The following is a 20,332-nucleotide window of genomic DNA, read 5'->3' on the forward strand; positions in this document are numbered from 1 at the left end:
CATCCCTCTGACTGACGTCCTCACGTAAACACTGCTGAACAACCCGCAGCTTGAAGCTCTCGTCGTATTTCGCCATCAAAAACACCCCGAAGGTTGGATGGGTGTCCAACTTTCGGGGTGCAGTTCATTGTCGCTGGCATTTTTCGTTTCAGACCGAGAAGCTGCTTTTCGCGTCTCGCGGCTTACGCCTCGACGATCTCGTAGTCGTGGGTGATTTCAACGCCGCCCTTGGCGAGCATCAGCGAAGCGCTGCAGTATTTCTCGGCGGAGAGGTCGACGGCGCGTTTGACCACGGCATCCTTCAGCCCCTTGCCGGTGACGACGAAGTGAACGTGGATCTTGGTGAACACGCTGGGCGTGCCGTCGAAGCGTTCGGCTTCCAGGGTGGCGACGCAGTCGGTGACTTCGGCGCGGGCCTTCTCGAGGATCTGGATGACGTCGAACGAGGTGCAGCCGCCGAGGCCCATCAGCACCATTTCCATCGGCCGCGGTCCGGTATTGCGGCCGCCGTTGTCCGGGTTGCCGTCGATCACGACGCTGTGACCGCTGCCGGATTCGGTGACGAACTGGCGGCCGTCGGTCCATTTGACTGTGGCTTTCATGATGAGAATTCCTTGCTGGGGATTCGTTGCCGAATCGCTCGGTTGTCGATGGCAGCAGGATAACATTCCCGACGCTTGCTCGTGACGTCCGCGGCGTCATGACCGGAGCCTGGCTTCCAGTTCGGCCAGCCGTGCCGGGGTACCGACGTCGACCCAGTCGCCACGATGGTGCCAGCCGCCGACGCGACCCGCCTGCATTGCATCCACCAGTAGCGGCGCCAGCTTGGCAACCGTGCCGACCGGCAGATCGTCGATCAATCGGGGGTGAATGACGCCCAGACCGGCATAGATCAGCCGCGGTTCGCCCTCGGCATGCAGCCGCCCGCGATCGTCGAGATGAAAGTCGCCACGGCGGTGGAAATCGGTGGTATCGACCATCACCAGCGACGCCAGATCGCCCTCGGTCAAAGCGAGTCGTTCGAGTGGAAAGTCCGTCCATACGTCGCCGTTGACCAGCACGAAGGGCGCCTCGTCCAGTTCGGGTAGGGCCTGGCGCAGCCCGCCGGCCGTTTCCAGCGGGGTCTCCTCGATGCTGAAGGTCAGAGAGACGCCAAAGCGTTCGCCATTGCCGAGGGCGTCGATGATCTGCTGCGCCCGGTAGCTGACGTTGATGACGATGTCGTGAATCCCCGCTGCCGCCAGACGTTCGAGGTGGTGGACGATCAGCGGCTTGCCGGCGACCGGCAGCAGCGGCTTGGGGCAGTGATCGGTGAGCGGGCGCATGCGGGTGCCGAGACCGGCGGCGAGAATCATCGCTTTCATGATATCCCTCCGGCGCCGCTGTTCGTTCTGTGCTCGGCCAGGCGGGCTTCCATCGCCGGACGGTAGCTCTCGCGCAGCCAGCGATGGAACTCGCCGAGCGCCGGTAGCGCAGCGAGCCCTTCGTCGAGATGGGCGTAGAAGTGGGGCAGCCATTCGAGATAACGCGGCTTGCCGTCGCGCAGGTAGAGGCGGCAGAACTGGCCCAGGATCTTGAGCTGGCGCTGGGCGCCGATCGCCTCGACGCCTGCCCGGAACGTCTCGCCATCGGTATCCAGCGAGAGCCGTCCGGCAGCGAGGCAGCGCTGGCGAAAATCCTCGATCCAGTGGCCCATCTCCTGGCGTGACCAGCGATGATAGCGGCCCCGTAGCAGCGATATCAGATCGTAGCCGAGCGGCCCGGCCAGCGCGCCCTGGAAATCGATGATCCACAGCCGGTCCTGATGAATCATCAGATTCATGGCGTCGAAATCGCGATGCACGGCGACAGTGGGGAGCGCCGCGATATGGCCGAGCAGATGACGCTTGACCTCAGGCCACTGCGACGGCGTTTCGATACCCAGCCAGCGTGTCAGGCCCCAGTCGGGGAAGCGGTCCATCTCCTCTTCGAGAAAGTCGAGGCCGTACCGTGGCAGCGAAACGCTCGGGGCGCGCTGTTCGATCTCGTCGAGTACGTCAAGCGCCTGGCTCGTGCCCGCCCGCGCGCCGGCGTCGGTATCGAAGTGGTGATGCAGGCTGTCGTTGCCGAGATCGTCGAGTTCGATGAAGCCCTGTTCGAGATCGACGGCATGGATCATCGGTACCGGCAGGCCCGCGGCGTGCCATTCACGGCCGATGGTCACGAAGGGTTGGCTATCCTCCAGCGCCGGTGGCGCATCCATGACGATCCGGGTGCTGGCGTCGGGAAAAATAACGCGACAGTAACCGCGAAGACTGGCGTCACCGGCGACGGCTTCCAACCGACATGCCTCTGGCGCAAGGTGATGGCGGACAGTGATCCAGTGGCGAAGAGCATCGAGGCGCAAGGTCATGCGGGTTTCCGGTCGTTGGGGCGTGGCTTAATGTCGTGTGACGATCGAGATGACGGTCGTTGAGGTGGCTCGTCGTCGCCCGATGACGCAGCGAGTTGACGGGCCGGGAATGGCACCGCATGCTGGGTTCCATTCTGGGCGCGCCGTGCGAACCGTGCCTCGCCCGACGGTACGAGACAGTGCTTCGCGGAGCGATCATGAGTCTCGCAGGGCGACCGTGATGGTGGCTCCGCGACCGTCGGTCAGTGTGCCGCTTTTGTCCGGCGCCGCCAAATCGTAGAGCCTCGCCAGCCCTGGGGGCATCGCTGAATCGATAGGCGTCACTGAATCGATAGATATCGTCGGCTTCTGTAGCAGCGTTCGGCCAAGGCCCAGACGGTTCAACAAGGAATGGCTTCGCGGCAAGTCCCGTCGAGGTCTGTATACTACCGGCTCCACACGGCAAGGACACAGAGGACATGGGCAAGCGACTGGTCTGGACTGCCCTGACTGGCCTGATTTCATCGACGGCTCAGGCGGCGCCCCCCGCACCATTACCGGCGGATCAACTGGACTGGGCGCCCTGGGGCGATCAGGCACCGGCCGGCGACCTTTGTGGTGGCCGCTATATCGAACCGGGCTATATCCTGCCCGAGGGCAAGACTCCCGAAGAAGTGCTGTCCGACTCGGGGTCGGCCGAGTACGGCAACGACGGCGAAACCATTCTGGGTGGCAATGTGGTGCTGCGTCGCGGCGGAAGCCAGCTCGAATCACCGCAGGTTCGGGTCAACGCCGCCCGGGATACGGCCTTTGCCGATGGGCCGCTGACGATTCGCTACCCCGGCATGCTGGTGCGCGGCGAAGACGGCCAGGTTTCGCTCGATAGCGATGCCGCCCGCATCGATGACGCCCACTACGTAGTCCACGACCAGCGCCTGCGGGGCGATGCACGGTCGATGCAGCGTCTCGACGACGGCCGTTATCGGATGACCGAGGCCAGCTTCACGACCTGTGCGCCGGACAGTCGTCTGTGGCGACTGGTGGGCAGCGACGTCACCATCGATCGCGAGCAGGGTTACGGCACCGCCTCCAATGCGCGACTGGAAATGGGTGACGTGCCGGTCTTCTATTGGCCATGGGTCCGTTTTCCCATCGATGATCGCCGGCAGAGCGGCTTTCTATGGCCGACGATGGGGATTTCCAGCGACGGCCTCGACTACAGTCAGCCTTACTATCTCAACCTGGCGCCCAACTACGACGCCACGATCACCCCGCGCGAGATCACCGATCACGGCTTCATGCTGGGCGGCGAATTCCGCTATCTGTTCGGCAGCGATCAGGGGACCGTCGAAGGTGCCTATCTGCCCAACGACAGCGGCGGCGACAGCGATAACCCCAACGATCCCGATGACGCCTTCGATGGCGAGGATCGCTGGTACATCGACTACAGCCATTACGGCCAGTTCAGCGATCGGCTGGACTACGCCATGCGCTATGGCGCTGCCAGCGACGGGCGTTATTTCGATGATTTCGGGCGTGATTTCGGCGAGCAGGACACCGAGTACCTCGAGCGGCTGGCGCGTTTGAGCTACCAGGGCACGACCTGGAATCTCGATGCACGGGCCCAGGGCTACCAGCGCATGGATTACCCGCTGGACGAGAACGATCGGCCCTACTACAAGTTGCCGAGCCTGACCGCCAATGCACGCTGGGATCAGGACAACGGCTTCTATCAGGAGTGGAACTCCAACGCGACCTACTTCTGGCGCGACCTCCATGGTGTCGATAGCGACGGTTTCTGGGAAGACGAAGAGACCGGCAACACTCGCCAGATTCGGCTGCGCGAAGCGGCCAACGGCTCGCGCGTCAACCTGACCCCGGCCATCGGCTGGCGTGGGCAGCCCAGCTGGGGTTTCCTGGAGCCGCGCTTCCAACTGTGGCAGACCGACTACCAGCTCGATTACGGCAACCGCAACACGGATCGCGACGAGAGCCTGTCGCGCACGGTACCGGTCTCCTCGCTGGACTCCGGCCTGATCTTCGAGCGTGACGTGTCGATGTTCGACCAGCAATGGAAGCAGACCTTCGAGCCGCGGCTCTATTACGCCTATGTACCGGAGCGTGACCAGTCCGAGCTGCCGGACTTCGACACCGACGAGCGAGCGATCTCCTGGAGTCAGCTGTGGTCGCCGTATCGCTTTACCGGGTCCGATCGCGTCGGCGACGTCGACAAGCTTTCCTACGGCGCCTCGACCCGATTCCTCGAGGACGACACCGGGCGCGAGCGGCTGTCGCTATCGGTGGGGCAGAGCGCGTACTTCTCCGATCGCAATATCGACATGGACGGCGATCCGGATACCCTGCCGAACAAGGAAACCGACTACGAGGATTGGTATCGTGCCACGCGCGATCGCTCGCCGGTCATCACCCAGCTGGACTGGCGCATCAACGACCAGTGGCGTACGCGTTACGAATGGTTCTACGATGCGGACCGCTCCAAGACCGAAAAGGCGTCGGCCTACCTGCAGTACCTGAGCCCGGCCGGCCACGTGGTGAACCTTGGCTACCGTTGGCAGCTCCAAGGGTTCGATCCCTCGGGTGAAGACGACGATCGACTGAGCTACAACCGCGAGGATTACGATGTCTCGTTCGCCTACAAGGCTACGTCGTCGCTGGACCTGATCGGTCGCTATCTGTACGACAACACCAACAGCCGCGATCTGGAAACCCTGGCCGGTGTCCAGTTCAACAGCTGCTGCAGCGCCGTGCAGGTGGTGTGGCGTGAATGGGTCGAGGACAACGACACCGCCAATAACACGGACGACGACTACACCGATCGCGGTCTGTTCCTGCGCTTCGTGTTCAAGGGCCTGGGCGGCGTCGGTCAGGAAGCCGACAGCTACTTCGAGCGGTCGGTGCCGGGTTATCAGGCGACGCAGTTCTGATAGACGCACGGAATCGAGAAACAGGCTGTCGAGGTTCATCGACCGAAAGCCTCGGTTCAGCAGTCAACGAGAGCCAGCCGGTCAACGAACGCGGTCAATCAATGTATAACGGCGGGCCCGCAGGGCCCGCCTCTCCATCAAAGCAAGAGAGGTAGGCATGCGTCTTAGAGTATGGATCCCCCTGGCGCTGGGAATGCTGCTGTCGCCGTTGCCCGCAATGGCGGAGGTCGTGCCGCTGGATCGTATCGTTGCCGTGGTCAACGACGATGCCATCATGCACAGTCAGCTCGAAAGCCGCGTTGCCCAGGCACGCGACCAGCTCCGCTCCAACAACATCCAGATGCCCCCCGAGCAGGCGCTGGAGCGCCAGGTGCTGGATCGGATGATCGTCGAACAGATCGAGCTGCAGATGGCCGACGACGCCAAGCTGAGTATCGACGAGACCCAGCTCAACACCACCATGCGTGGCATTGCCAAGAACAACGGCATGAGCCTGGAAGAGTTCGCCGATACGCTGGAAAAGCAGGGCCAGAGCCTGGCTGAAGTGCGCGAGCAGGTCCGCCGTGAGCTGCTGGTTCGGCAGGTCCAGCAGAGCCAGGTGGCCAGCAAGATCACCGTTTCCGATCGCGAGGTCGATCGCTTTCTGGCCCAGCGCAGCGAAAACAGCAACATGGCGTATCACCTGGCGCAGATCCTGATCGCCGTGCCGCAGTCGCCGACGCCGGATCAGGTGACCCAGGCCCAGGCCGAGGCGCAGAAAATATATCAGCAGCTTCAGGATGGTGCCGACTTCCAGCAGCTGGCCGTGGCAGAATCCGACGATGCCCAGGCGTTGCAGGGTGGCGATCTCGGCTGGCGTCAGGCGGCACAGATTCCGTCCGTTTTCGCCGACGTGATTCCCGATCTCTCAAAGGGCCAGGTCAGCGAGCCGATTCGCAGCCCCAGCGGGTTCCACCTGGTCAAGTTGCTCGATACCCGGGGCGGCGGCAGCGAGCAGATGAGCCGCGATCAAGCCAGCCAGGCGATCTTCGAACGCAAGGTCAACGACGAGATCGAAGCCTGGATCCAGGAGATCCGCGCCAGCGCCTATATCGATAACCGTCTCGATAAAGAGTGATGGCTTCGCCGGTACTGGCATTGACCACCGGCGAGCCGGCCGGCATCGGCCCCGAGCTTGCCCTAGCGGCAGCTCGGGACTGGCAGCGGCTCGATGCGACAGTGGTCGCCGTGGGCGATCCGGATCTGCTGGCCGAACGCGCGCGACACCTGGGCTGGTCGATCGAGCTGGAAGCTCTGGCCCCCGGCGATCCCTTGCCGGCGGCGGTCAACGGCAAGCTGCCGGTATGGCCTGTCTCGCTGGCAGCACCTTCGACGGCTGGCCGTCTTGATTCTGCCAACGCCGGCTACGTGCTGAAGACGCTGGATGTTGCCATCGAGGCCTGCCGGCGGGGAGTGGCCGACGCCATGGTGACCGCGCCGCTGCACAAGGGCGCGATCATCGACGGCGGATACGCCGGTTTCACCGGCCATACCGAATATCTGCGCGACGCTTGCGGTGTCGACGAGGTGGTGATGATGCTGGCCACCGAGCGTACCGTCAGACCGCTGCGGGTGGCATTGGCCACCACGCATCTACCGCTCTCGAGGGTGCCCGGCGCGATTACCGACGCGGGTCTGACTCGCGTCACGCGCGTTCTGGCTCAAGAGCTGACGCATCGATTCGGCATCGTCTCGCCCCGGATACTGGTCTGCGGGCTCAATCCGCATGCGGGAGAGGGCGGTCATCTCGGGCGCGAAGAGCTGGAGATCATCACTCCGGCGATGGACCGACTGCGCGCGGCGGGTCTCGATATCGTCGGCCCGCTGCCGGCGGATACGCTATTCACGCCACGCCATCTCGATCATGCCGACGCCGTGCTGGCGATGTACCATGATCAGGGCCTGCCGGTACTCAAGTATGCCGGGTTCGGGCAGGCCGCCAATATCACGCTGGGCCTGGGGTTGGTACGCACCTCCGTCGACCACGGCACCGCGCTCGATCTCGCCGGTAGCGGCGTGGCCGACGTCGGCAGCCTTCGGGTCGCCTTGCGGGTTGCTCGGCAGATGGCCGCCCGCGCCCACTGAAGGAATTCGCTTTTCATGTCTACACGTTCCTCCGATCGTTCTCCGCTGCCTCGGGCCCGGAAACGCTTCGGTCAGAATTTTCTCCAGGATCTCGGCGTGATCTCGCGCATCGTCCGGGCCATCGGCCCGCGTGCCGGAGATCGCCTTGTGGAGATCGGCCCAGGGCAGGGTGCCCTTACCGGCCCGATTCTCGAGGCCAACGGGGCGCTGGAAGTGATCGAACTCGATCGCGATCTGATTCCCGGTCTGCGGGTCCAGTTCTACGACTATCCCGACTTCACGATTCACGAAGGCGACGCGCTCAAGTTCGATTTCCAAGCATTATCGCAGCAGGATGGCCGGCCGCTGCGCGTCGTGGGCAATCTGCCCTATAACATCTCGACGCCGCTGATCTTCCATCTGCTGGCCGCTCGGGGCGCGATCAGCGACATGCACTTCATGCTGCAGAAGGAAGTGGTCGAACGCCTCGCGGCCGAGCCCGGCGGAACCAACTGGGGCCGGCTGTCGGTGATGACCCAGTACCACTGCGAGGTTGAATCGCTGTTCGTGGTCTCGCCGGATGCCTTCGTGCCGCAGCCCAAGGTCGACTCCGCGATCGTGCGGCTGACGCCGTTTGCCGAGCTGCCTTCACCGGCCAACGACGAGGCGCATTTCTCCGACGTGGTGCGGCAAGCCTTCGGGCAGCGACGCAAGACGCTGCGCAACAACCTCAAGGGCGTCATCGAGGTCGAGGCGCTGGAAGCGCTGGGCATCGATCCCGGACGTCGGCCGCAGACGCTGCGCGTCGATGAGCTGGTCGCCATCAGCAATTATCAGACGAGTGCGGATGCGACGGTCGGCGATCCGACGGACGGTGATTCGACGGACAACCCGGTGACGGGGAGGCTTTCATGAGCGAGCCGCCCCCCACCGTCACGGTCGACATCGAGCCGGCGTTCCGCGAAGACGAATCGTCACCCGGCGACAAGCGCTTCGTGTTCAGCTACACGGTGACCGTTCATAACCAGTCCGAGCACAGCGTGCAGCTGCTGTCGCGCTACTGGAAGATCACCCAGGGCCACGGCAAGGTGCAGGAAGTGCGCGGCAATGGCGTGGTCGGCAAACAGCCGACGATCGCCGCCGGGCACAGCTTCCGCTATACCAGTCGCGCGGTGATCGAGTGCCCGGTGGGTGTCATGCAGGGCAGCTACACTTGCGTCGATCTCTCCAGTCAGACGTCCTTCGATGTCGCCATCGCGCCGTTTCGTCTGGCCGGGCCCAATCAGATCCACTGACTGACGGGATTCGACCCCCAGGTTCGCATCACCCACACGAGGAATGGCATGGCAACCTACGCAATCGGCGATCTGCATGGCTGCTACGCTGAGTTCGAAGCGCTGTTGGCACGGCTCGACTTTTCGCCCTCGCGGGACCATCTGTGGCTGACCGGCGATCTGGTCAATCGTGGCCCCTATTCGCTGGGCTGCCTGCGCAGGAGCATGGCGCTGGATGGCGCCGCCAGCGTAGTGCTGGGCAACCATGATCTGCATTTGCTGGCAGTGGCACGGGGTCACGGCAAGCTCAAGCGTCATGACACCCTGACGGAGATTCTCGAAGCGCCGGATCGAACCGAGATGCTGGAGTGGCTGCGTCGTCAGCCGCTGATGGTCGTCGATGCCAAGCGTGGCGCTGTCGAAACTGGCGCTGTCGACAGAGCCAGTATCGACAGAGCCAGTTTTGACAGAGCCTATGTGATGACCCATGCCGGGCTGCCGCCGCAGTGGTCGATCGCCCAGGCGAGCGAGCTCGCCGCCGAGGCGGAAGCCGTCTTGGGTGGCGACGACGTGGACGATTTTCTGAGCGTGATGTACGGCAATCTTCCGGCTCGATTCACGCCTGAACTGACCGGCGAGGATCGTATTCGAGCCATCATCAACGTCTTTACCCGCATGCGCTTCATCGCCGCCGACGGCACGCTGGACTTCGCCGCCAAGGAGGGGCTCGACAGCGCCCCGGCGGGCTACGCGCCCTGGTTTACCTATCCGCGTGACGAGTATTCACGTGAGAAGACGCTTGCCGAGGACAGAACCACGCTGATCTTCGGCCACTGGGCGGCGCTGGAAGGCGTCACCCCAGAGGCGCGAGTCGACGTGGAAGCGTTGGATACCGGCTGTGTGTGGGGTGGTTCGTTGACCGCCCTCGATCTCGGCAGCGGCGAACGCATCGAAGAACCCTCCCGGCGAGGTGGTCGCTGAGCCGTTCTGGCGACCCCTGCCCAGCGTCCGATTCGTCTCAAAACTTAGCCCTTTCCTCATCCCCGATCAGGAGTGATCCATGACTCAGTCCTTCGAACACCTCGATCCGACGACGCTGGCGCAATGGCTGAGCGAAGGGCGGCCGTTGCAGCTGGTCGACATTCGCGATCCGCTGAGCTTCTCGCAGGGCCATATCCCCGGCAGCCGCCATCTCGATAACACCACGGTGGCGGACCTGGTGGAAAAGACGCCCGGTGAAACGCCGCTGGTGGTGGTCTGCTATCACGGCCATTCCAGTCAGCAGGCCGCGAGCTGGCTCGCCGGCCAGGGCTTCGACGAGGTCTACAGCCTGGATGGCGGCTTCGTGGACTGGGAGCATCGCCGACCCGAGAGCGTCGAGCGTTAGGTTTTTGCCCCGAACTCAATCACGGAGCCAGGCGATGAACACGCAACCCGATTCACGTCTCGACCCGCGACTCGACGGCCTGGAGGTCTATCTGGTCGGCGGCGCCGTTCGCGACGCTCGCCTCGGCTGGCCGGTCGGCGACCGCGACTGGGTCGTGGTCGGCGCGACACCGGAAGCGATGCGCCAGCGCGGCTTCAAGTCGGTCGGTCGGGATTTCCCGGTCTTCCTGCACCCCGATTCACACGAGGAGTACGCGCTGGCCCGCACCGAGCGCAAGCAGGGTCACGGCTATACCGGGTTCGAGGTTCACGCCAGCCCCGACGTCACGCTCGAGGCTGACCTCGCGCGGCGCGACTTCACCATCAACGCCATGGCCGAGACGCCGGACGGCGAGCTGATCGACCCCTATGGGGGCGTCGCCGATCTCGCCGCCGGACAGCTCAAGCACGTCTCGGCGGCGTTCGTCGAAGATCCCCTGCGCGTGCTGCGGGCGGCCCGGTTTCTGGCCCGTTATCGCAAACTGGGTTTCACGATCGCCCCGCAAACCCAGGCGCTGATGGGTCAGCTGGTGGCCAGTGGCGAGATGCGTCATCTGGTCGCCGAACGCGTCTGGACCGAGACACACAAGGCCCTCGGCGAAGCCGACCCCGGCGCCTACTTCGAGACGCTCGACGACTGCGGGGCATTGGCCGAACTGATGCCGCCGCTGGCGACGCCGGCATTGGCCGACGTGATTGCCAGGCTCGGTCGCGTGCCGGACGAGTCCACGACGTCGCAGCAGGCGCTGTGGCGCTGGGCGCGACTCGGCGAGCATCTCGAGGACGTCGAACAGGCCCGGCTCAACGACGCCGTCAAGGCGCCCAATGCGTACCGGGATGCCATGCGTCTCGCCGCCCTGTCTCGCCGTTTGCGTCAGCAGTTGGGCGAGGGGCGACCCGCGGCCGAAAGTGATCGCGCCGAAGCGATCATGACCTGGCTCGACGCCATCGATGCCTGGCGACGGCCGGAGCGGGTGGCGCCGCTGCTGGCCCTGATCGCGCACGACGACGGCGAACTGGCGGACGACCTGGCACTGGCCTGGCGGCTGGCCGCGCAGATATTGCCCCAGGCGCTGCTCGATGGCGGCTTTCGCGGCCCGGAACTGGGCAGGGAGTTGTCGCGACGTCGCGAAGAGACGGTGCGGGAGGCGCTGGAAGGCCGCTAGCGCGACGCCGAGGCCGCAAACGACAACGCCCGCTGCGTGTTTCACGCAGCGGGCGTCTTGCGTCAGTCCATCTCGTTTGTCTAGATGAACAGGCCAATGATCAGCGCCATCACCAGCCCGATCACTCCGATGAGAGTCTCCATCACCGTCCAGCTTCTCAGCGTCTGTGCCTCGGTCAGGCCGAAATAGCGGTTGACCAGCCAGAAGCCGGAGTCGTTGACATGGCTCAGCACCGTGGCGCCGGAGGCGATCGAGATCACCAGCAGGCCGAGCACCGGGCCGTCGAGATTGAGCGTGGTGATGACCGGCGCCATCAGGCCGGCGGCGGTGATCATGGCGACCGTGGCCGAGCCCTGAATCACGCGGACGGCGGCGGAGATCAGGAACGCCAGCAGAATCGGCGGCAGCGCACTGTCGGCCATGATGTTGCCCATCACTTCGCCCACGCCGGAGTCGATCAGCACCTGCTTGAACACGCCGCCGGCACCGGTGACCAGAATGATGATGCCGGCCGGCTCCAGCGCCTTGGTGGCGACTTCCATGACCTGTTCACGACTCATGCCGCGGCGCGTGCCCAGCAAGGTGAACGCCAGTAGCGTGGCCAGCGTCAGTGCCACGAACGGATGACCCAGGAAGGTCAGGGCGGCCAGGACCGGGCTATCGTCCGGCAGAATGACACCGGAAACGGTATTGAGCACGATCAGCGCCAGCGGCAGCAAAATGATCGCCAGAATCAGCTTGAAACTGGGCAGGCCGGTGGTATCGACGTCGTTTTTCGGCAGATCCATGTACTCGGGAATCTGCGCGTCGATGCGCTTGGCGATCCAGCGGCCGAATAGCGGACCGGCAATGATCATGGCCGGCAGGCCACAGATCGCACCGAACAGGATCACGTAGCCGAGATCGGCGCCGATCAGCTTGGCGACGGCAATCGGGCCTGGCGTCGGCGGGATGAACGAGTGGGTGACGGCGAGCCCGGCCAGCAACGGAATGCCGTAATAGAGCAGCGAACGTTTGGTGCGGCGCGACAGCGCATAGATCAATGGGACCAGAATAATGAACGCGACGTCGAGAAAGACCGGGATGGCCACCAGGAAACCGGTGACGCCCATCGCCCACTGCGAGCGATTCTCGCCGAATTTATCGAGCAGCGTGCTGGCCAGACGGTCGACACCGCCGGAGACTTCCAGCATCTTGCCGAACATCGCGCCAAGGCCGACGACGGTAGCGACGAAGCCCAGCGTGCCGCCCATGCCTTTTTCGACCGTATCCAGCAGCTGGTCGACGTCCATGCCGGTAAACAGCCCGACCAGCCCGCTGACCACCAGCAGGGCGACGAACGCATGCAGGCGCAGCTTCATGACCAGATAGAGCAGCACGATGATGCTGCCCAATGCGGCAAGTATCAGGGAAGTGGGGCTATCCATGGCAACGAAAATCCTTTGTGAGAACACGTGACGCAAGAGCTGGATATACGCCCTTGGTGGCGTTGTGCTTCGCGGTAGAGTTGGAGAAAATGAATGTTACCGGTAACAAGTCGATCTCAACAATGCACCTAAAGGTGTAGAGACAATCACGGCCAAATTGGTTTAGGCCAATCTATCGCCGGCTGGGTTCAGATTCAGGCTCGGGCTCAAGTTCATCGATAATCGGCTCGAGCGTGTCGCCGGCCTGAAGGGAAGAGGGCCCGACTCGAACGGCGCAGGCATGAGCGAGCTATGCGAGAATCGTTCGGTCAAGAATCACTGGGTCAAATATCACTGGGTCAAGAACCGCTCAAGCATCAATCACACACGCATCAATCGGAAGGCAACGTCATGGACGCAAAGATGGGTCAGCGCATCGTCGTGATGGGCGTATCGAGCTGCGGCAAGACTGAAGTGGGGCAGCGACTGGCGACGGCACTGGGAGGGCGTTTCCTGGACGGAGACGACTACCATTCGCCGGAGAGCGTCGCCAAGATGTCTCGCGGCGAACCCCTAAACGACGACGATCGCGCAGGCTGGCTGAACCGGCTGGCAGATTTTCTGGCCGAAGCCAAGGCGCGGGGGGAGACGCTGGTCATCGGCTGCTCGGCATTGAAACGCCGTTATCGCGATACCCTGCGCAAAGGCGACGAGGCGTTGACCTTCGTGCATCTCGCCGGAAGCCGCGAACTGCTGCTGCAGCGCATTCAGTCGCGTCGGGATCACTTCTTCAAGGGCGAGACGATGCTCGATAGCCAGTTGGCCACGCTCGAGGCACCGGGCAATGACGAAGCCGTCACTGTCGATATCGCGGGCACGCTCGAGCAGGTGGTCAATGAAGCGGTACTGAAACTCGAAAAGCGCTTTCTGGCTAAAGAGGGGTAAAACTCAGCGCAGTGAAAAGCCGGTTCGAGATCTCCGTCACAGACTGCCACCGCGTCGAATCCGGAATCCCAGATCCTCGCTGGTCGGCGCCAGCGGTGCGCCCTGAAGCCGTTCCAGCAGCCGGGTGGCGATGGTGTCGCCAATGCGACGTCGGGGCGTGACCACGGTCGCCAGCGGCGGGGCGGTCGCTTCGGTGATGTCCAGACCGTTGAAGCCGGCAAGGGCCAACTGCGCTGGCACGTCGAGACGGCGCCGCTGGCATTCGAACAGCGCGCCGGCGGCCAGATCGTCGTTGCCGCAGAAAATACCTTCCAGGTCCGGCCAGCGCTCCAGCATCGACGCCAGCATCTCGCCACCCAGCCGGTAGGAAGAGGGGTGCGGCGTCGTCAGGCAGCGCTCGACCGATAGTCCCGCCTGACGCATGGCCGTTTCCCAGCCCGCCATGCGCAGCTGCGCACGGTAATCCATGCGCGCGCCGAGAAAGCCGACTCGTCGATAGCCCTGATCGAGAAACGTTTGCGTCATCGCCTTGCCGGCTTCGTGCTGGTCGAGCCCGACGTTGATATCCAGCGGCGTATCGGTCAGTTCCAGCGTCTCGACCACCGGCACCCGAGCCCGCATCAGCAGGCGGCGAGCATGATCGGTGTGGCGGGAGCCGGGCAGAATCAGCGCCTCGACGCCGTAGCTCAAATAGGTGTCGATCAGCCGTTCTTCCTCGAGAATCGAGTAGCCGGTATGCCCGATCAGTACCTGATAACCGGCTTCACTCAACCCTTCCTCGATACCTCGCTGGATTTCCGAAAACACCGAATTGGAGAGCGAGGGAATCAGCAGCGCCACGCTGTGCGAGCGCCCGCTGGCCAGTGCGCCGGCGGAATGATTGGGAATGTAGCCGAGCTCGTCGATGGCGGATTCGATCCGCAAACGTAGCGCCGCGGAGACGAGATGCGGTTCGCGCAGGGCGCGTGACACCGTGATCTTGGTGACCCCGACACGTTCGGCAATATGCTGAAGCGTGACGCGCCCCGATGAACGACGCGGCATGGCAATCCCCGGAAGCGAATGGTTATGACCGGTCGTCATCTCGATTGTTACCGGTAACTTCGAGGCAGATTATCATGCGAGGTTTGACCCTTTCCTTTGGGCCATCGTCGTAGATCGTGCGGGTGATGGGATCAGAATGACAGCAACAGCAGAATCAGCGGTGGTGACAGCAGCGACAGCAAAAAGCCGCTGACGATGGCCAGTGGTACACAGGTAATACCGCCGTACTGCTGGATCACCGGCAGGCTGACATCCATCGAGGTGGCGCCGGCATAGCCGATCGCCAGCGGCATGGCGCGGCGAATGAACAATGGCACCAGCAGGAACGCGAGCAGCTCCCGGGCCAGATCGTTGAAGAAAGCCGCGCCGCCGAGCACCGGCCCGAGCTGGTCGCCGATCAGAATCCCGGAGAGCGAATACCAGCCGAATCCTGACGCCAGCGCCATCCCCTCGTTCCAAGGTAACTGGAGCAGCGGTGCCGCGATCAGCCCTGCCAGCATCGAACTCACGAATACCGTCACCGCGATCGCCAGCCCCAGCCGATTGAGCAGAATCTGGCGCAGGCCGAGTCCGGAATTGCGTAGCTGACAGCCGATCAGAAAGAGCAGGGCGTAGAGTGCCCAGGTTGCCAGCGTTTCCGCCAGCGGAGCCAGGTGCCAACCGAGAGTTTGAGCGCCCGCGCCGAGACAGACGCCGAGCAGCACGACCCCTGCCAACTGCAACGACCCCAGCATCGCCTGCAGCTTGCCGGCGGGAGCCGAACCGCCCTCGTCGCTATCTACCCGCGGTTGACGGCGCGCCAGCCGTCGCCGCGATAACCAGGCCAGCGCCAGCAGATTGATCGGCGAGATCACCACGAACAGCACCAGCGCCGTGGCTCCGATCCGCGATAGCTGGCCGAGCAGATCTTCGAGACCGCCGAGGCTCACGCCCATCAGCAGCAGAATGACGTAGACCGAAGCGCCGACGCCTTGATCGATCGCCTGACGGATCCCGGCCTGGCGTACGGGTATCAGGTAGCCCACGATCAGAGGGAGCAGAATCCACAACAGTCCAAGCAGCATGCCGACTCCAGGCGCGTATCAAGGGAAAGCGAGCACAACACGAAAACGGACGCCGATAAATCGGCGCCCGTGAATGGGCAAGAACTCTAGAGGATACGTGTCGAAGAGGGAAGACAGCCGGACGGTTATCGCTCGGCGGTGCTTCCTGTGGCGTCGTTCGGCTGATCCAGTGCCAGATCGGTCAGCGTCAGGTGGCTGCGCTCCTCACCCTCTTTCACGTAGCGCATCTTCAGCAGCAGACCCGGTATCTCGCGGTGGAAGGTGAAGTAGAGATGGCGATCACGCTTTTCCGGATCCCAGGTATCCACGGTAACGCCCGGAAACGTACCGGCCGGCGTATCGATATCGCCGCGATCTGTCACGCGGTAGTAGAGCGTTTCCGTCTTGCCCTTGTGGTTCTGGTAGTCGAGCTCGCAGGGCGATACCTGCGTGCTGGCGCAACGAGCCGAAGGCGCCTTGCGGGATAGATCGAATATCGCCGTCTGGCGGTCCGGCAGCTCGCTGAGCTGTGCCTGATCGAGATGGTAGTCGTCGCCAATTCCCACCAGCGAGTAGGAGCTGGCGTACTCCAGCGCTTGTACGTCGTCGCCATCGAGGCGGAAGCGTCCCCATTCCTCGCCACTGGCGATCTTGATGCTGGTTCGCATATCGCTCTTCCAGACATCGCCCTGATTCGAAAGCTGATGGGTGATCGTGGCATCCGGCCAGCCGCTGATATCGAGTTGATACTGAGCAGTGAACGGTGTCGGTGCGGCGAATGTCAGCGAGCTGGCAGTCGCTAGGAACAGTGCAGCGACGGTCTTGAGAGTCAGAGTTCGGTATGACATGAACGTCCTCGAAAGCGAATAATCGATGTTTTCCATAAGACGCCAATCGAGATGAGACGTTCCGGAATGTAGAACCTGCTTCTCCGCTGGATGAATTGGCTCGTGTGGATGCCACCATAATGTTAATTCGCGTTACTGTATGCGGGACGCCGAATGGAGCATGCAATGACGGAGAGCAAGTGCCTGATAGATCGCGACGGGGTTGATCAAGGGCCAGATCAGATTATCGATATCGCAGACTGGCCGATGTACGGGGACTACGGAGTTTACCCAGTAGGCGCCCGCGATAAGTCACTACTAATTTCTCCGGACCCTGTCCCTTATACCTTCTGTCTGCCAGGGCATCGCTATCTGTTCAAGGAATCGATCAAAAGTGTCAAGAATCCTGGGCAGCCACGGCACCCTGACCAGTACTGGGCCGAGGTCATCGCTTTTCGTATCGGGCGGCTCATGGGATTGACGCTACCGCCGGTGTTCGTAGCCATCGATTCATCTAGAGATGAGCCCGGTACGATCAATGAGTGGTTCATGGGCTATCCGGATAGGGGATCGGATAATGAAGAGGAGCGCCACGTCCCAGGCGGCGACTACATGCAACGCTTGATTCCTGGTTATGACCGCGAAAAGGGTCGTGAGCACAATCTATCCACCATCCTCTCTTTCAGCCGGGCGTTGGCACGCACGCGCATGCTCACTCATGATTGGGAGATATATTGGGGGCTGTGTCTATGCTTCGATGCCCTGATTGGCAATACGGACCGTCATCAGGAAAACTGGGGTTTGATATGGCGTGACAATGGTTCGACCGGGCGTTTCACACCATACTTCGATAACGGCACCAGTCTTGGCCATGAGTTGCAGCCGCAGAAAATGGGGCGCATGATGCGCGACCGTAACGAGCTTGATGCCTATCTGAATCGGGGGCAGCACCAGATGCGCTGGTCCAGAAATGATCCGTCGCGGCTACCGCTGATCGAAGGCGTGGAGCGCTACTGCCGCCGCCATCCGGCAGTGAAGCCGGTCCTGATAGAACGTCTGCGCGGATGGAGTCAGGAGTCATTGAAAGCGATGCTTCATGAATTGATGCTTTTCGACATTCCTCATCCTTTGACCGAGCAGCGTGCCGAATTCGTTACTTTACTGACCTCAACGAGGAGAGAGCGCCTGCTTCAGGCTCTGGAGAACTGACATGAATCGTCTAATCGAACATCTGGTAGAACCGCAACGCTTGCTACTGTGTTGGCAGGCGCGTGAGAGCAAAGATCGTTCTCGCTACTGTGTGGGCCAGTTGGTCAAACATGGCGATGAGGTCTGGCTTCAGTACGGCGTAGACGACCAGGAGTTGGCTCAGGCCATTGAAATGGGGTTCCAGGGCTACCCGGCATTCCCTCTGAACAGGCCAGAGCATCGCCGTCATGTTCTCGATGCTTTCATGCGGCGTTTACCGCCGCGTAGTCGGCGAGATTTCGGCCGCTATCTCGAGCTGCGCGGGATATCTGCCGACGCTGAAATTAGCGACTTCGGCCTACTGGGATATACGGGCGCCAAACTACCTAATGATGGCTTCGAGCTGGTGCATCCTTTTGATGAACCGCCTGCCGTTTTCGAGATGCTGGTGGAAGTGGCTGGCTTTCGACACGAGGCCGAGATTGGGGTCTCTCAGTTGCAGGAGGGAGATTCTATCCGATTCATTCCCGAGCCTGACAATACCTACGACCGTTTGGCTATCCGCATCGAGTCGCAGGGACGCAAGCTGGGTTATGTGCCGCGCGGACAGCTTGAGATGTTGCATCGGATGATCGATCAGGGCGCCAGTCTGGAAGGCATGGTCTTTCGCATCAATGGTACCGATGATCGACCTTTAGTCTATGTATTGACTAGCATCACCCGAGATCAGTCGGCTATACCGAAAACCGCCCCTCGGCTGGAAGCCTGACCAGCCGCCAGTCGTTCATAGCCAGCTCGTTGTCATTCCGATTGGCCCTCGCTTTCGTGAGGGCCAATTTGTATCGTCGTATAACAACGTTCGATCAGACGGCTTGGCTCGTTTTGTTTCCTGTCGATTAGCTACGATATCGACTAAGGCTAATCAATACCCCGCTTCGGGATCGATAGTTTCGACCGTTTTGTTTTCGACATCGCCATCAGTACACCGACGAACTGGTCGGCGGCGGAGGTCAGGCAACGGGCCAGACCTTGCCGAGCCGGTCTACCGTGTGTTGCCACTTCGCCGCCGTGGGTTTGCAGACGGTATTCTGGTTACCGAATAGCCCCACCTCGCTGAACGCCTCGTGCCGCGCTACCGCATGAATCCAGCGTACGGGGACGAGATACTCCGCTTCCTCCTCATCCACCAGGGTTTGAAAAAGATGCGGATACGATTCGCGCGAGAGATCCTCGTCTTGGGAAATGATCTCCGGCAAGGTTCTGTCGCCTTCATTCGCGAACCGGTATTCATCGGCCTGGCAGCGTTCACCGGTCACGATGCCGACGCCGACATAGCCCGTCTTGGGAATGTTGACCCACACCCGATCACCCTCGGAGAGCATGGATAACGTCTTCGAGTACCAAGTCGCGCCGCCGCCGGCGATGAACCCCAACCGCCGAGCCAACGTCCACGGTCGGTCGTCACCGAACGAGGCATAGAACTCGCCGTTCCAGGGCTCCTTGCGGCCCTTGGTAATAGCGCGTTCCTGGCTTTCATCCGGATCGATCATCCAGGCGCGGCTCAAGTAGCGGTTGCCGCCATCCTCGAACGCCGCGAAGAACAGGGCGTTGATGGAAATCTGCGCGTAGTCGTTGAGATAGGTAATGATGCGCTCGGTGCTGGCATCCAGCTTGGTTGCGACCACCACCATCTGATGCTGTTCGTTGACCGAGACGTCCGACAGCGCGATGCCGAACTTGGCCTGAAACGCCTCGTCCAGCGTCTCGTGTGGGCGTGAATAGCGTTTGGCGAAGTCGAGATAGATATCGACGATGTCGCTGTCGCCCAGACTCGCGATCCACGAGGCGTAGTCGATGGTCTGGGCGACGACCTCGCGGGGTGTCTTGTCTCGCTTGAGTTCGATGATGATCACCGTGCCGTTGGCATCGATCGCCAGCAGGTCGATCAGCTTGTCGAAGGCCGTGCGCACCTGCCGACCGATCAGTAGCCAATCCCGGTTGAGAATCGAGACATCCTGCATGATCTGAGCTTCCAGCAGCCCTTCATCGGCCATGCCGGCCGGGCGTAGCCGCAATGGTTGTTCGCTCGCGCCGTTCGCCAGTTTCCAGATACCTTGTTCGATCGCCATGGTTCTCCTCAAAGTACGAAATTACAAAAATGGGTTTGGCTGCGCGCGCTGGGCCACCTATGATGTGTCGCAACACGGCCCCTGTCGGAGCGACTGCGATTCAGTCGAGCTGCTAAGGGGTTTTTTATTGTCCCGTTTTCCAGATCCATTTTTCCCACCCCGTCAATCACTCCATGCCGCGCACATCGAGCCCTATCGATGTAAGATCCGGAAATTCGTTCAGCAGCGCTGCCAACCGTTGCCACGATGTCGGTGTCGGGTTATTGACGGTGAGTAGACGCTGCGCGGTGCATCATTCTGCTATCTCTTTCTTTATCAGATTTATTATTTCCAAGGGGGGGCGGTCTCAAGTTCCAAGTGCAACGCTATTGAAGGGTGCTCGGTCCGCCGACGGATTTCTTGAGCACCTCGGCGTAGACTTCCAGTGGGGTTCGCCAGTCCAACGTCTGGCGAGGCCTTGTGTTCA

The 20,332-nt window shown here is 62.1% G+C and carries 19 protein-coding genes; 11 read left to right on the forward strand and 8 right to left on the reverse strand.

Annotation, left to right across the window (positions count from 1 at the left end; translation table 11 throughout):
* Nucleotides 1-182 precede the first annotated feature (182 nt).
* From ACUN9V_RS19260 to ACUN9V_RS19270, 3 genes are all read right to left on the reverse strand, one after another.
* Nucleotides 183-602: an OsmC family protein gene (locus tag ACUN9V_RS19260; protein WP_075563604.1), complete on the reverse strand. Its 420-nt coding sequence runs from the start codon at nucleotides 600-602 to the stop codon at nucleotides 183-185.
* Nucleotides 603-698: 96 nt separating this feature from the next.
* A complete protein-coding gene (gene murU, locus ACUN9V_RS19265; RefSeq protein WP_445512580.1) occupies nucleotides 699-1,364 on the reverse strand; it encodes an N-acetylmuramate alpha-1-phosphate uridylyltransferase MurU in 666 nt (221 codons plus the stop codon).
* Nucleotides 1,361-2,392 carry an aminoglycoside phosphotransferase family protein gene (locus tag ACUN9V_RS19270; RefSeq protein WP_445512581.1) on the reverse strand — a complete coding sequence of 344 codons (1,032 nt, stop codon included), beginning with the start codon at nucleotides 2,390-2,392 and terminating at the stop codon, nucleotides 1,361-1,363. The genes murU and ACUN9V_RS19270 overlap by 4 nt, the downstream gene beginning before the upstream one ends.
* 458 nt (nucleotides 2,393-2,850) lie before the next feature.
* On the opposite strand from ACUN9V_RS19270, the gene ACUN9V_RS19275 reads away from it, so the two are divergent.
* From ACUN9V_RS19275 to ACUN9V_RS19310, 8 genes are all read left to right on the forward strand, one after another.
* Nucleotides 2,851-5,316: an LPS-assembly protein LptD gene (locus ACUN9V_RS19275; protein WP_445512582.1), complete on the forward strand. Its 2,466-nt coding sequence runs from the start codon at nucleotides 2,851-2,853 to the stop codon at nucleotides 5,314-5,316.
* A 157-nt stretch (nucleotides 5,317-5,473) separates the two neighbouring features.
* Complete coding sequence (locus ACUN9V_RS19280) at nucleotides 5,474-6,433, forward strand: peptidylprolyl isomerase (protein WP_110691392.1); 960 nt, start codon at nucleotides 5,474-5,476, stop codon at nucleotides 6,431-6,433.
* A complete protein-coding gene (pdxA, locus tag ACUN9V_RS19285) occupies nucleotides 6,433-7,440 on the forward strand; it encodes a 4-hydroxythreonine-4-phosphate dehydrogenase PdxA (protein ID WP_445512583.1) in 1,008 nt (335 codons plus the stop codon). The genes ACUN9V_RS19280 and pdxA overlap by 1 nt, the downstream gene beginning before the upstream one ends.
* Nucleotides 7,441-7,455: 15 nt before the next feature.
* On the forward strand, nucleotides 7,456-8,334 hold the full coding sequence (rsmA, locus tag ACUN9V_RS19290) for a 16S rRNA (adenine(1518)-N(6)/adenine(1519)-N(6))-dimethyltransferase RsmA (RefSeq protein WP_445512584.1): 879 nt from the start codon (nucleotides 7,456-7,458) through the stop codon (nucleotides 8,332-8,334).
* A complete protein-coding gene (gene apaG, locus ACUN9V_RS19295) occupies nucleotides 8,331-8,714 on the forward strand; it encodes a Co2+/Mg2+ efflux protein ApaG (RefSeq protein WP_445512585.1) in 384 nt (127 codons plus the stop codon). The genes rsmA and apaG overlap by 4 nt, the downstream gene beginning before the upstream one ends.
* A 48-nt stretch (nucleotides 8,715-8,762) precedes the next feature.
* Nucleotides 8,763-9,674, forward strand: a complete 912-nt coding sequence (locus ACUN9V_RS19300) for a symmetrical bis(5'-nucleosyl)-tetraphosphatase (RefSeq protein WP_445512586.1) — start codon at nucleotides 8,763-8,765, stop codon at nucleotides 9,672-9,674.
* 79 nt (nucleotides 9,675-9,753) lie between these two features.
* Entirely contained in the window at nucleotides 9,754-10,080 is a 327-nt protein-coding gene (gene glpE, locus ACUN9V_RS19305; protein WP_110691387.1) for a thiosulfate sulfurtransferase GlpE, read from the forward strand.
* Nucleotides 10,081-10,114: 34 nt separating this feature from the next.
* Nucleotides 10,115-11,284: a polynucleotide adenylyltransferase gene (locus tag ACUN9V_RS19310; protein WP_445512587.1), complete on the forward strand. Its 1,170-nt coding sequence runs from the start codon at nucleotides 10,115-10,117 to the stop codon at nucleotides 11,282-11,284.
* A gap of 80 nt (nucleotides 11,285-11,364) precedes the next feature.
* Here ACUN9V_RS19310 and ACUN9V_RS19315 read toward each other — a convergent pair whose 3' ends face one another.
* Complete coding sequence (locus ACUN9V_RS19315) at nucleotides 11,365-12,711, reverse strand: GntT/GntP/DsdX family permease (protein WP_075563593.1); 1,347 nt, start codon at nucleotides 12,709-12,711, stop codon at nucleotides 11,365-11,367.
* Between the two features lie 390 nt (nucleotides 12,712-13,101).
* Between ACUN9V_RS19315 and ACUN9V_RS19320 the strand changes: the two genes are divergently transcribed.
* The gene (locus ACUN9V_RS19320) at nucleotides 13,102-13,635 is read left to right on the forward strand and encodes a gluconokinase (protein WP_445512588.1); all 534 of its coding nucleotides are present in this window, start codon (nucleotides 13,102-13,104) and stop codon (nucleotides 13,633-13,635) included.
* Nucleotides 13,636-13,671: 36 nt separating this feature from the next.
* Here ACUN9V_RS19320 and ACUN9V_RS19325 read toward each other — a convergent pair whose 3' ends face one another.
* The 3 genes from ACUN9V_RS19325 to ACUN9V_RS19335 all read right to left on the reverse strand — a co-directional run bounded on the left by ACUN9V_RS19325 (nucleotide 13,672) and on the right by ACUN9V_RS19335 (nucleotide 16,570).
* Entirely contained in the window at nucleotides 13,672-14,679 is a 1,008-nt protein-coding gene (locus ACUN9V_RS19325; protein ID WP_445512589.1) for a LacI family DNA-binding transcriptional regulator, read from the reverse strand.
* Between the two features lie 131 nt (nucleotides 14,680-14,810).
* A complete protein-coding gene (locus tag ACUN9V_RS19330; protein ID WP_445512590.1) occupies nucleotides 14,811-15,743 on the reverse strand; it encodes a lysine exporter LysO family protein in 933 nt (310 codons plus the stop codon).
* Between the two features lie 125 nt (nucleotides 15,744-15,868).
* Entirely contained in the window at nucleotides 15,869-16,570 is a 702-nt protein-coding gene (locus tag ACUN9V_RS19335; protein ID WP_445512591.1) for a hypothetical protein, read from the reverse strand.
* A 165-nt stretch (nucleotides 16,571-16,735) separates the two neighbouring features.
* On the opposite strand from ACUN9V_RS19335, the gene ACUN9V_RS19340 reads away from it, so the two are divergent.
* Both ACUN9V_RS19340 and ACUN9V_RS19345 read left to right on the forward strand, forming a co-directional pair.
* Nucleotides 16,736-17,758 (forward strand): hypothetical protein, encoded by a 1,023-nt coding sequence (locus ACUN9V_RS19340; protein ID WP_445512592.1) that lies wholly within the window; start codon nucleotides 16,736-16,738, stop codon nucleotides 17,756-17,758.
* 1 nt (nucleotide 17,759) lies between these two features.
* A complete protein-coding gene (locus ACUN9V_RS19345) occupies nucleotides 17,760-18,506 on the forward strand; it encodes an HIRAN domain-containing protein (protein ID WP_445512593.1) in 747 nt (248 codons plus the stop codon).
* 241 nt (nucleotides 18,507-18,747) lie between these two features.
* On the opposite strand, the gene ACUN9V_RS19350 is transcribed toward ACUN9V_RS19345, so the two are convergent.
* Nucleotides 18,748-19,866, reverse strand: a complete 1,119-nt coding sequence (locus ACUN9V_RS19350) for a hypothetical protein (protein WP_445512594.1) — start codon at nucleotides 19,864-19,866, stop codon at nucleotides 18,748-18,750.
* Between the last annotated feature and the right edge of the window lie 466 nt (nucleotides 19,867-20,332).

It is taken from the genome of Salinicola sp. V024 (genome assembly GCF_052645315.1).